A 12075-nucleotide genomic window follows, 5' to 3' on the forward strand; every position below is an offset into this window, starting at 1 on the left:
CGGGAACCTATGGGCCTTAGCCGCTGCGCGTAGAGACTAAACTCTGCGGCTGATTGTACGTGGCTTGAGCTTAAGATTCTCAACCCACTTGGCTGGCCCGGCTTTAGCCCACGTTGACCGGATCGACTTGTATCCGCAGCGGCAGCTCATCTTTGCGGGTACTGCGCGCCGCGTTAGCCTGCCGCAAAGCTTTGCCCAATTCCGAACGCGGTCCGAGCGGCGTGCGCACCACGATGCGCTGTGGCGGTCCGAAACGTGCAGAGTCATAGTCACCGGGCAGGCTTACGCCAGGTGGTAGCGGGACCGGGCCTAATACTTCGGCATGGCGAGGCAGCTCCGCTAATTCCAGGAACATGTCAATGGATGCGTCGGCACCGTCGATCGCGGCGAAGTGAACCGCAGGCGGAAGGCGCACCTGCCTGCGGGCGGCTAGCTCTGTCTGAGCGGCGCCCACCACATCCCATGTGGTCATGAAATTGATCACCGGCAGCTCCGGGTCCGCGGCAATTACTACCTCACCGCCCTTGGGGCCCGGTTTAACCTGTGCCGCGGCCTTGATCCACGTTGCAAACGCCCGCTCTGTAGCGCGCAGATCCTGCCGGGATAGTAAAGCTCCCGTATCCAAAATCACCGCTGCCCCATAAAGGCCGCCGTCTACATCCGGTTCCGCCCCCGGCGTGGCAATGACCAGCGCGGCCTTATGCGGCACCAGGGGCACCACCTTGTTGCCGCCCGAGATGATCACGCGCACGGATGGAAACGCGCGGCCCAACTCCTCGGCGGTGCGTTCCGAGCCCAGCACCACGGCACGCAGGCGCGTGGAGCCACACTCGGTGCAGGAATGGCGGGCCTCGATGTGTCCACACCAGCCGCATTGTGGTGCGGAACCCACCTCGTTGCCCTGCGGCAAGGTCAAGGGCCCGTTGCATCGCCTGCAGCGCGCCGCCGCCCTGCAGTGGCCGCAGGCTAGCGTGGGCACGTAGCCCTTTCTAGGGTTGAGAACCAACACCGGTTCATCGCTGTCCAATGCGGCGCGAATTGCCTGATACGCAGAAGAATGCATTGAGGTGCTAGCGGCTGCCTCCCGCGCCAGGTTCAATCCATACGTGCCCACCGGTGTTACCACTGGTGCGCGCTTTGCCAACACGCCGCCCGACGCCACCAAGTCATGCATCCATCCGCTATCTACCAGTAACTGGGTTTCGGAAGTCCGGGCGTAGCTCGCGATGATAAGCGAGCAGCCTTCCTGCGCGCTTCGGGTGGTAAGCACCTCACGGGCATGGACGTAAGGCTTTAAGTTGTCCACAAGGTTGTCATCGCCATCATGCAGGACCACCGCCAGGCGCAGGTTTTCTACCGGGGCAAACGCGGCAGAGCGCGTACCGATGACTATCCTCGCCTGCCCCTCGGCCACGCTCAGGTAGCGCCTGTAGCGCGCCTGCGGGCCGAGGGAATTGGTCAAAACAGTAACCTGCTTGGCTGCGACCAGATCGCGCAGCGCCGCCTCGAGCTTGTCCAAATCCCGCTGATGCGGGACAACGATTAAACTTCCCCCGCCGTCGCGGGCCACCTTGACTGCCAGTGCGGCGAGGCACCAGGCCCAATCCTCCCCCGGCGTGATCTGCCATGCCGCGCGCGCCGGGTTGCCGGAAAGGACGAAGTCTACGAAGGACTCACCGTGCTGGTAACTCGACCACCCGGACAGATCTGGTTCGCTGCTTTCCCCCAGGTCCTCCCAGGGCGTGGCGAAATCAGATTCCTCGGCCTTGGCGTGCCGCGGGGGTATGGCCGTTCGAATGATGTCCGAGCGGTTCCCGCCGTAGCGGTCGGCGAGCGCGTCCACCAGGTTGGCTGTGCGCTCCGGATACACCACAAACGGCGAGATGACGCGGTCTATGAATTTCAACGAGCCGTCAAAATCACTGTCGCTCAGGCGTGCAAGGACCACAGCGTCTACCAACTGCGCGTGGAAACGCACGCGCACTCGCGTACCCGGCTGGCATGCGCTAGAGCTTTCCTCATCCACCAGGTAGTCAAACGCCCTATCGAGGTGGCTGACGCCCAATAACGGCAACACCCGCACAACAGGCTTGCTGATGGCGGGTGTTTTCTTAGGCATAGAAGCGCATTTTACAGGGCTAGTGCGGCGCGTAGGGCATCCGCACGGTCGATCCGCTCCCAAGGCAGGTCAATGTCCGTGCGGCCAAAGTGGCCATAGGCCGCGGTCTGGCGGTAGATAGGGCGCAGAAGGTCAAGTTCCCGGATGATAACCCCCGGGCGCAAGTCGAACACCTCGTTGACCGCCGCCTGAATCTGACCATCGCTTAGGCCATGCTTTGCGGTGCCGAAGGTCTCCACGTATAGGCCTACCGGGTTAGAGCGACCAATCGCGTAGGCCACCTGGACCTCAGCGCGATCAGCTAAATCGGCCGCCACAATGTTCTTCGCGACCCACCGCATCGCGTACGCGGCGGAGCGGTCCACCTTTGATGGATCCTTGCCTGAGAAAGCGCCTCCACCATGGCGGGCCATACCGCCGTACGTGTCCACAATGATTTTGCGGCCGGTAAGTCCCGCATCCCCCATGGGGCCGCCGAGGATGAACGAACCGGATGGGTTAACCAAAATCTTGGTGTTGTCCGTGTAGAACTTGTCCAGGCCGGCATCGCGGATAACCCACTCTATGACGTGCTCACGCAACTGCTCCTTGAGCCATTCCTGGCTAAACTCCGTGCCATCCGCGAACTCGGGGTCATGCTGGGTAGAGATGACCACCGTATCCAGGTATACGGGTTCGTTGCCCTCATACGCAAAGGTCACCTGGGTTTTACCATCCGGACGCAGGTGAGGGACAATGCCCTGCTTGCGAACCTCCGTGAGGCGCCGCGAGAGGCGGTGAGCCAGAGCGATCGGCAGCGGCATAAACTCTTCGGTCTCATTGGTGGCATAGCCAAACATCAGGCCCTGGTCGCCGGCGCCGTTTTGGTCATCCTCGTTAGAGCTCTGCCCCTGTCGAACCTCCTCGGAGGTATCAACACCGGCGCCGATCTCCTCGGACTGCTCGCCTATCGCGATATTGACTCCACATGTTTTACCGTCGAAGCCCACGGCCGAAGACGTAAAACCTATTTCTAGCAGGGTCTTGCGCACCAGCTGCGGGATCTCTACGTAGCAGTCTGTGCGCACCTCTCCCACGACGTGCACCTGGCCGGTCGTAACTAGGGTCTCCACCGCGACGCGGGCATGCGGGTCTTTTTCCAACAAGGCATCCAAAATGGTGTCAGAGATGGCGTCGCAGATTTTGTCCGGATGACCCTCGGTCACAGACTCGCTAGTAAAAAGGCGCACGGCCTCAGGATTACGGGTTCCCACTTGGTGTTTTGTCCTTACGCTTCAGGCATCGAATCTTTTAATTGCGTACCGTTTGCACCCATGCAGGCACATTTGCGAGCCGAAGGCCAAGCGCGTGCCGGTACATGAGTGCAGTGCGTTGTGATCCGCGCGGTACGGTGACGTTGACCAATCCTAGACCAAGCGGTCTATTTAAGCAATTGGCGCGGTCTATTTGGGCATAATTCGATTCACTGCGTCCAGAATCTGCGCGGCGACCTCGAACTTCGTTCCGGACGGGACGGCCTGGGGTTCGGCCCCTTTAGCCAAGAGCCACCCTTCATTGGTCTTTTGCCCAAACACCTTGCCCTCGCCTACTTCATTGGCCATGAGAATATCGCAACCCTTGCGCTCAAACTTGGACAAGGCGTAATCGAGTGCGGAGCCCGCAGCATCCCCGGTCTCGGCCGCGAAACCCACGATGATAGCGCCGTCTTTAAGCTCACCGCGGTCCCGACGATTGACTAGCCCCTTTAAGATATCCGGGTTTTCAACGAGATGGATGGTGGACAGAGCGTCCTCATCCGCGCCCTTCTTCAATTTAGAATCAGCCTGCGAATCCGGGCGGAAATCCGCGACCGCCGCGGACATAACGATCACGTCCGCGCCCGCGCCGTATTCAGCCATAGCCGCCTCCATCTCACGAGTGGATCCCACGCGCACAACCGTAGTGCCGCAAGGAACCGGCAGACTATCTGTGCTGGCAGCCACGAGGGTTACTTCGGCGCCACGCTGCGCCGCCAACTCGGCGATAGCAAACCCCTGCCTGCCCGAGGAACGGTTCCCAATGTAGCGGACCGGGTCGATGTTTTCCTGAGTTCCACCCGCGCTAATGACCACGCGTTTGCCCACCCAATCATGGTGTGCACCATGACCGGCAACAATGGTGCGGGCGAAATCAGCTATCTGGACGGGTTCAGGCAGCCGCCCCGGCCCGGTGTCCTTGCCCGTTAGGCGCCCGTGCGCCGGCTCCATGACCACTATTCCGCGGCGGCGAAGCGTGGCAACATTATCCTGCGTGGCGGGGTTTAACCACATTTCCGTGTGCATGGCCGGCACTACGACGACGGGACAGGTGGCGACCAGTACGGTCGCCGTGAGCAAATCATCCGCGCGCCCCGCCACTAGGCGTGCAATCAGGTCCGCGGTAGCGGGGGCGATGACTACCAGGTCAGCCTCTTGGCCCACCTGCACATGCTGGACCTCATCGACCGCATCGAACACGGTGGTAGACACCGGGTTGCCGGATAAGGCCTCGAACGTGGCGGCACCCACGAAATTCAAAGCGGCTTGGGTGGGAACCACGCGTACATCATCGCCGTGCTCAGTGAACTCCCGGACTAGATGGCAGGCCTTGTAAGCCGCAATCCCGCCACCGACGCCCACCACAATATTGCGCGGCATTCGCGGCTGCGCGGCGGAGACCCCGCCGGCCGGGGTGTTCTCTGACGGTTCAACAGCATTAATGTCCATGGGTGCCCATATTACCTGCCCATTCGCCTTCACCGGCGGATTCTCAGGCCACAGCCTTTATGGGGTTCACGCGACGGGGCCGCTCGCATAGGAAAACTGCCCCAGAGACCCCAAGAACGAAAAACGAGCTCACCCCGCCGAAACACTAGATGCGTCCCAGCGGGGTGAATGCCGCAAGATTTTTTACTTGCCTTCCTCATGGTCGAGTAGGCCAGCATCGATCTCACGCAGAGCGATAGACAGTGGCTTCTCGCCGGGCTCTGGGGTCACCAGAGGGCCAATAAATTCGAAGACGCCTTCATCCTGCTCCTGATAGTAGGAGTTGATCTGACGCGCGCGCTTCGCGGCGAAAATCACCAGGGCATACTTGGAAGATACCCTGTCTAGCAGCTCATCGATCGGCGGAGAGGTAATTCCTTCCGGCGTGTCGAACACTGGCTCGGGCTTACGGGCCTCTGCATTAGCGGTGGTGTTCACGTTAGTCACATGCACCCTCTCATCGATGGTTGCGGGTTAAAAAATAATCTTAGGACTGTCCCTGCAAGATTGCGGTGATGGCGGCCACTGCGTCGTCAAGATTCTCATTGACTACCACATGGTCGAACTCATCTTTGGCCGCAAGCTCATTGCGAGCAGTTTCCAACCTGCGCTCAATAACCTCTTGCGACTCCGTTCCTCGCCCAGTCAAGCGCTCCACAAGCACGTCCCAGGAAGGTGGAGCCAAGAATACAGTTTCAGCCTCAGGAAGGGAAGCCTTAACATTGCGCGCGCCCACCAAGTCTACCTCGACTAGTACTGGGCGGCCCGCGTCTAGGGCTTCGACAACCGGCTGCGCCGGAGTTCCAGAACGCTGCAATCCTCCGTGAATGTCTGCCCACTCGAGCATTTCGCCGGCGTCGATTCGGTTCTGGAAGTCCTCCGGGCTGACGAAGAAATAGTCCACCCCGTCCGTTTCCCCGGGACGGGGTTGACGCGTCGTCATGGAAACGCTGAAGTACATGCCCTCAACGTCGGTGCGCAGGCGCGAAACAATGGTGGATTTGCCCACGGCGGAAGGGCCGGCAAGAACTACCAGCTTTCCGCGTTGATTAGCGCCAGCCATGAGGATTATTAAGCCTCGAAGCCGAAGCGCTCCAGCAGAGCACGACGCTGGCGGTCACCCAGACCGCGCAGACGACGAGTCTGTGCAATCTCGAGATCCTCCATGATCTCCTTAGCCTTGACCTTGCCAACCTTAGGCAGTGCCTCCAGAAGGGCGGAGACCTTGGTCTTGCCGATGATTTCATCAGACTCAGCCTTAGCCAGAACGTCCTTCAGGTTGGTGTCGCCGCGCTTCAGAGCAGCCTTCAGCTCTGCGCGAGCCTTACGAGCCTCTGCAGCCTTTGCGAGGGCTTCCTTGCGCTGCTCGTCGGTCAACTTTGGAAGGGCCACGGGTTTCCTCCGATTTCGTTAGATGATAAGTAATTACGTCCAGCGCCACTACACGCGCCAGGACACGGCACACACGGAGCGAAAGCTACATGTCTGTTGCAGACAAGCTTCGACGCTTCTGCGGTCCGACTTCTGGCAATAGTAGCATTGGATGAATCGAGATAACGCATTCACGTACATTTATGTCACGTTTAAGCACGTCATCGCGGTGCAAAGAACAAAATACCAGCTCGCGGCCCTATTAGATAATTAGGGCCGCAGAAGCTGGCATTTTCGCTCTGCTAGCTGGGATTATGGGGCCAAAAAGGGCCCTTCCCAGAATTCGTCAGCCGTGCGGATGACAGCCTCCCGGAGAGCGGAAACATCCGGCCCCTGGGACAAAATCGCCCGCGAGACGTTAGCGAAACCTAGCTGGGGTTGCTGCTTCATCAGCTCCGCCACATCGCCTGCGGTTGCACCCTGGGCGCCCACGCCCGGCAATAACACGGGACCGTTTAGCTCATGGATGCGCGGTGGCTCGGTCACCGTCGCCCCCAGAACGATTCCAATATCGCCGGGCTTTCCGTCTCCGCGCCTGTTTAGTTCGGCGCATTCATCGACCACATGCTGGGCTACCGAGGGCGCAGCGTCGGTGGAAAGGCGCGCGTTCTGCAGGCGGCGCGCCTCCGGGTTGGAGGTGGCTGCCAGGACAAACACACCCTTGCCCGTGGCCTGGGCCGCGTCAAAGACAGGCCGCAAGGCCCCTACGCCCAGGTATGGCGTTACGGTAACCGAATCAGCGCACAGGGCCGATGACTCATCCAGCCACGCCTCGGCGTATCCCTGCATCGTGGAGCCAATATCGCCGCGTTTGGCATCGGCTACAGTCAGGCAACCGGCGCTCCGCAGGTCCGCCAACGTTTCCTCAAGGACTGCAAACCCCCGCGAACCGAAACGCTCATAGAAGGCCACCTGGGGTTTGACCAGCGCAGCGGAATCCGCGAAGGCTTCCACGCAGGTGCGCGAGAAGCTACGCAGGCCGTCAACGGTGTCCTCAAGACCCCACGCCCGGAGAAGGTGCGCATGCGGATCGATGCCCACGCACAGGCGGCCGCGTATCCTGCCCGCCGCCACTAGGCGTTCGCCAAAGCCCGCAGGGGCTTGTTCCGCCCTGTTGGCCCCGGGGTTTCTATTCTGCTGGGGCATGTTCGAGCTCCTGGAGCGCACGGACGCCGAATCCGCCACGGTGTACTGCTTCGAGCGCTTGGATGCCCGCGGTTACTCCCTGCACGGAAGAGATGAGCGGAACGCCCTTTTCCACCGCCGCGGCACGAATCTCGTACCCATCGTGGCGCGCCCCGGAAGAACCCGCAGGGGTATTGATGATGAGATCCACCTCGTGGTTGAAAATCTTGTCCAGCACGGACTCACCCTCAGCCCCCGCTCGCACCTGGGAGGATTTAAGTACGGTCTCGCATGGCACGCCATTGCGCTGCAGGATGGACGCGGTGCCTGCCGTAGCAAGCAGCTTGTAGCCCAGAGAATGCAGGCGCTGGATTGGGAAAATGAGGGTACGCTTGTCGCGGTTCGCTACGGACACGAATACGGTTCCGGTGGCAGGTAGCTCGGCGAACGCCCCAAACTCCGCTTTGTAGTACGCCGCCCCGAAGTTGTTCGCTAGACCCATAACCTCACCGGTGGACTTCATCTCTGGAGTCAGCAGGGTGTCCAGCATCGCGCCATCAGGTCGGCGGAATCGATTAAACGGAAGCACGGCCTCCTTCACGGCAATCGGGTGATTCGCGGGCAGCGAGCCACCGTCATAATTATCCGGCAGCATTCCCTCCGCCTTCAATTCCTGAATCGAGGCACCCAGCATGATGCGCGCGGCGGCCTTTGCGACCGGCACGCCAGTGGCCTTAGATACAAACGGAACGGTGCGGGATGCTCGGGGGTTGGCCTCAATCACGTACAAAGTGTTGCCCTTGAGCGCGAACTGGACGTTCATCAAGCCCTGGACACCAATGCCCTTTGCTAGAGCCTCGGTAGAACGACGAACCTTTTCAATGTCCTCGGGCCCAAGGGTCATGGGCGGCAAGGAACATGCCGAGTCACCGGAGTGGATACCGGCCTCCTCAATATGCTCCATGACACCGGCAAGGTAGACCTCTTCCCCATCGCACAGGGCATCCACGTCAATCTCAATAGCGGAATCTAGGAAGCGGTCAACAAGCACGGGGCGGTCAGTATTGATGTCAGTTGCGCGGCTGATGTAATCCTCAAGCGCCGCTTCGTCATAGACGATCTCCATACCTCGGCCGCCCAGCACATAGGACGGACGAACGAGCACTGGGTAACCGATGCCCGCGGCTACTTCCTTGGCTTCGTCGAAGGACGTAACGGTGCCGAATGCAGGCGCAGGCAAGTTGGCCGCTTCTAGCACCTTGCCAAACTCACCGCGGTCCTCGGCCAGGTCAATGGCCTTAGGGGAGGTGCCCACTACCGGAACGCCTGCCTCAGCGAGTCGCTCCGCAAGCCCCAGAGGGGTCTGGCCGCCCAGCTGAACGATCACTCCGGCGACGTTGCCCGACTGGGATTCCGCGTGGTAAACCTCCAGCACGTCCTCGAAGGTCAGCGGCTCGAAGTACAGGCGATCGGCGGTGTCATAGTCGGTAGAAACCGTCTCAGGATTGCAGTTGACCATGACCGTCTCGTATCCCACGCGGGATAGCTCTAGCGCCGCGTGGACGCAGGAATAGTCAAACTCAATGCCCTGACCAATGCGGTTTGGCCCGGAACCCAGGATGATTACCTTGTCCTTCTCGCGCTGCTCTGCAACCTCGGACTCCGCCGCCGGGTCAAGCTCGTAAGCGGAATAGTGATAAGGCGTCTGCGCCTCAAACTCGCCGGCGCACGTGTCGACCGTCTTGAAAACCGGGCGAACGCCAAGCGACCAGCGCAGGCGGCGCACTCCATCCTCGCCCGCTAGCTCTGGGCGCAGGTGAGCAATCTGGGTATCGGACAGGCCGAAGTACTTAGCCTCCCGCAGCAGGGGTTCGTCCAAAACCGGCGCGTCGATGAGGCGCTGGCGGAAGTGGACCAGTGCCTCAAGCTCCGCCAGGAACCATGGGTCGATCTCGGACGCCTCGTGCAGCTCCTCCACCGTTGCGCCCAAGCGCATTGCCATCTCCACGTCATACATGCGGCCTTCGGTTGGGCGCTTGAGATCCTCGAGGATTGCGTCCTTGTCGCCTGCGCGCTCTCCGGCGATGTACTCATCGCTAGCGGTCCAGAACCCTGCAGGCTTGGTCTCCAAGGAGCGCATGACCTTATTCAGGCCCGCGATGTAATTGCGGCCAATGCCCATGGCCTCGCCCACGGACTTCATGGTGGTAGTCAAGGTATCATCAGAGCCCGGGAATTTTTCGAAGGCAAAGCGTGGGGCCTTGACGATGACGTAATCCAAGGTCGGCTCGAAGGCCGCCGGGGTCACGCCGGTGATGTCATTGGTGACCTCATCCAGGGTGTAGCCGATAGCCAGCTTTGCCGCCAGCTTGGCGATCGGGAAGCCCGTTGCCTTGGACGCCAGTGCCGAAGAACGCGACACGCGAGGATTCATCTCGATAACGATGATGCGGCCGTCATCGGGGTTGATGGCAAACTGGATATTGCAGCCGCCGGTATCGACGCCCACCTCGCGAATGATGGCGATACCAATATCGCGCATCTTCTGGAACTCACGGTCGGTCAGCGTCAGCGCCGGAGCGACGGTGACAGAATCACCGGTGTGGACGCCCAGGGCATCCACGTTCTCGATGGACGCGATGACAACCACATTGTCATCACCATCGCGCATGAGCTCAAGCTCGAATTCCTTCCAGCCCAGGATGGATTCCTCGATGAGCACGTTAGCCTCGGGGGAAGCAGCCAGGCCGCCGCCCGCAATGCGGTCCAGGTCCTCCTGGTTGTAGGCCAGGCCGGAGCCCAACCCGCCCATGGTAAAGGACGGGCGCACAACTACCGGCAGCCCCAATTCCTCAACCGTCGCGTGCACCTCATCCATGTTGTGGCACACGGCGGAGCGTGCGGATTCGCCACCGACCTTGGCGACAATATCCTTGAACTTCTGGCGGTCCTCGCCGCGCTCGATGGCGTCGATGTCCGCACCGATGAGCTCGATGTCATACTTTTCGAGGATGCCCGCTCGGTCTAACTGGATAGCGGCATTGAGTGCGGTCTGGCCGCCGAGGGTCGCCAGGACGGCGTCGATCGGATTGCCCTCTTCGATTTCCTTCTGGAAAATTTTCTCGATGAACTCAGGCTCGATTGGCTCCACGTAAGTATGGTCCGCGAACTCGGGGTCCGTCATAATCGTCGCCGGGTTGGAGTTCACTAGGGTCACCCGGAGGCCTTCAGCCTTAAGGACTCGGCAGGCCTGGGTACCGGAATAGTCAAACTCACAGGCCTGACCGATGACGATTGGGCCTGAACCGATGACCAGGACGTGGTTGATATCGCTGCGCTTTGGCATAATTTCTTCTCTTTTCCTTCCCTGGTCAGACTTACTGTGCGTTCGGAGACTCGGCAGCCATCAGCTCAACGAATTGATCGAACAGCGGCTGGGCATCGTGCGGACCGGCTGCGGACTCCGGGTGGTACTGGACGGAGTACGCCAATCCGTTCTTGAGCGCCACCCCCTCAATGACGTGGTCATTCAGGCAGGTGTGTGTCACCACGGCGGTACCAAAGTCGGTCTCGAATTCCTCGCCCGCGGGATTGTCCTTGCCGGACGGGCTCGCCAGGGCAAAGCCGTGGTTCTGGGCGGTGATGTCAATCTTGCCGGTGATGTGGTTTTGAACCGGCACGTTGATTCCGCGATGGCCGAACTTCAGCTTGTAGGTGTCCATTCCAAAGGCCCGGCCCAGAATCTGGTTACCGAAACAAATGCCGAAGAAGGGCACCTTGGCCGCCAATACGTCGCGCACGATGGCTACGGCATCGTCCGCAGTGGCTGGATCGCCGGGGCCGTTCGAGACGAATACTCCGTCCGGGTTGTACTGCTTAATGGCCTCATAGGGGGTGCCGGCCGGGACAACTATGGTCTCAATTCCGCGCTTCGCGAAGTTCGCAGGCGTAGCGGTCTTAATGCCCATGTCGTAGGCGACTACGGTAAACCGCTTCTCCCCTTCGGCCTCAACGGTGTAGATTTCGTCCGCGGAGACTTCAGAGGATAGGTCCGCCCCCTTCATGGAGGCTTGGCCCGCAACTTCCTCAATTAGTTCCTCCAGGGGGCGCTTTGCAGCCTCTCCGGAGAAGATTCCAGCGGCGATGGAGCCATGGTTACGCAGGTGACGCACCAGGGCGCGGGTATCGATCCCGCGGATGCCAACAACGCCCTGGTTTTCCATTTCTTCGGACAAGCTTCGGGCCGCGCGCCAATTGGACACTCGGTGGGCCAGGTCCCGGATCACCAGGCCGGCGACCCAGATCTTGCTGCCCCTCGACTCGTTGTCCTCATCGTTCCACCCGGTATTGCCGATCTGCGGAGCGGTGGCAACCACAATCTGACGGTGATAGGACGGATCCGTCATGGTCTCCTGGTAGCCGGTCATACCGGTGGTAAATACTGCCTCGCCGAGGCTGGTGCCGGTGGCACCGAAGCCGAAGCCTTTGTAGGTGCGACCATCCGCAAGCACGAGTACCGCCGGGATAGAAGCATTGGTGGACTGGGGATTAGCGTCCGTCACGTTCGCGCCTTTCTGCTTAAGACCGTGAGAATTAAATGTATCGTTCTGCATAATA

At 60.5% G+C, this 12075-nt stretch carries 9 protein-coding genes; all 9 read right to left on the minus strand.

All coding sequences use genetic code 11. From position 1 onward, the window contains the following. Positions 1 to 103: 103 nt before the first annotated feature. The 9 genes from CENDO_RS06045 to carA all read right to left on the minus strand — a co-directional run bounded on the left by CENDO_RS06045 (position 104) and on the right by carA (position 12071). Entirely contained in the window at positions 104 to 2119 is a 2016-nt protein-coding gene (locus tag CENDO_RS06045) for a primosomal protein N' (RefSeq protein ID WP_136141236.1), read from the minus strand. 11 nt (positions 2120 to 2130) lie between these two features. After that, positions 2131 to 3372: a methionine adenosyltransferase gene (gene metK, locus CENDO_RS06050; RefSeq protein WP_136141237.1), complete on the minus strand. Its 1242-nt coding sequence runs from the start codon at positions 3370 to 3372 to the stop codon at positions 2131 to 2133. Between the two features lie 189 nt (positions 3373 to 3561). Next, a complete protein-coding gene (gene coaBC / locus CENDO_RS06055; protein WP_136142171.1) occupies positions 3562 to 4794 on the minus strand; it encodes a bifunctional phosphopantothenoylcysteine decarboxylase/phosphopantothenate--cysteine ligase CoaBC in 1233 nt (410 codons plus the stop codon). Between the two features lie 252 nt (positions 4795 to 5046). Next, entirely contained in the window at positions 5047 to 5349 is a 303-nt protein-coding gene (gene rpoZ, locus CENDO_RS06060; RefSeq protein WP_136141238.1) for a DNA-directed RNA polymerase subunit omega, read from the minus strand. A 40-nt stretch (positions 5350 to 5389) separates the two neighbouring features. Beyond that, a complete protein-coding gene (gene gmk / locus CENDO_RS06065) occupies positions 5390 to 5965 on the minus strand; it encodes a guanylate kinase (protein ID WP_136141239.1) in 576 nt (191 codons plus the stop codon). Positions 5966 to 5973: 8 nt separating this feature from the next. Continuing rightward, the gene (mihF, locus tag CENDO_RS06070) at positions 5974 to 6294 is read right to left on the minus strand and encodes an integration host factor, actinobacterial type (protein WP_136141240.1); all 321 of its coding nucleotides are present in this window, start codon (positions 6292 to 6294) and stop codon (positions 5974 to 5976) included. Positions 6295 to 6585: 291 nt separating this feature from the next. Then, the gene (gene pyrF / locus CENDO_RS06075) at positions 6586 to 7479 is read right to left on the minus strand and encodes an orotidine-5'-phosphate decarboxylase (protein ID WP_136141241.1); all 894 of its coding nucleotides are present in this window, start codon (positions 7477 to 7479) and stop codon (positions 6586 to 6588) included. Continuing rightward, positions 7463 to 10804 (minus strand): carbamoyl-phosphate synthase large subunit, encoded by a 3342-nt coding sequence (gene carB, locus CENDO_RS06080; RefSeq protein ID WP_136141242.1) that lies wholly within the window; start codon positions 10802 to 10804, stop codon positions 7463 to 7465. The genes pyrF and carB overlap by 17 nt, the downstream gene beginning before the upstream one ends. 31 nt (positions 10805 to 10835) lie before the next feature. Continuing rightward, a complete protein-coding gene (carA, locus tag CENDO_RS06085) occupies positions 10836 to 12071 on the minus strand; it encodes a glutamine-hydrolyzing carbamoyl-phosphate synthase small subunit (RefSeq protein ID WP_136141243.1) in 1236 nt (411 codons plus the stop codon). Positions 12072 to 12075 lie beyond the last annotated feature (4 nt).

Origin of the sequence: Corynebacterium endometrii, from assembly GCF_004795735.1 — a bacterium.
GTDB classification, from domain to species: Bacteria; Actinomycetota; Actinomycetes; order Mycobacteriales; family Mycobacteriaceae; genus Corynebacterium; species Corynebacterium endometrii.

Excerpts from the sequence above, each read along its gene's own strand:
- coaBC (WP_136142171.1), bottom strand. The coding sequence starts at position 4,794 with ATGCCGCGCAATATTGTGGTGGGCGTCGGTGGCGGGATTGCGGCTTAC.
- CENDO_RS06045 (WP_136141236.1), bottom strand. The coding sequence starts at position 2,119 with ATGCCTAAGAAAACACCCGCCATCAGCAAGCCTGTTGTGCGGGTGTTG.
- carA (WP_136141243.1), bottom strand. The coding sequence starts at position 12,071 with ATGCAGAACGATACATTTAATTCTCACGGTCTTAAGCAGAAAGGCGCG.
- pyrF (WP_136141241.1), bottom strand. The coding sequence starts at position 7,479 with ATGCCCCAGCAGAATAGAAACCCCGGGGCCAACAGGGCGGAACAAGCC.
- gmk (WP_136141239.1), bottom strand. The coding sequence starts at position 5,965 with ATGGCTGGCGCTAATCAACGCGGAAAGCTGGTAGTTCTTGCCGGCCCT.
- carB (WP_136141242.1), bottom strand. The coding sequence starts at position 10,804 with ATGCCAAAGCGCAGCGATATCAACCACGTCCTGGTCATCGGTTCAGGC.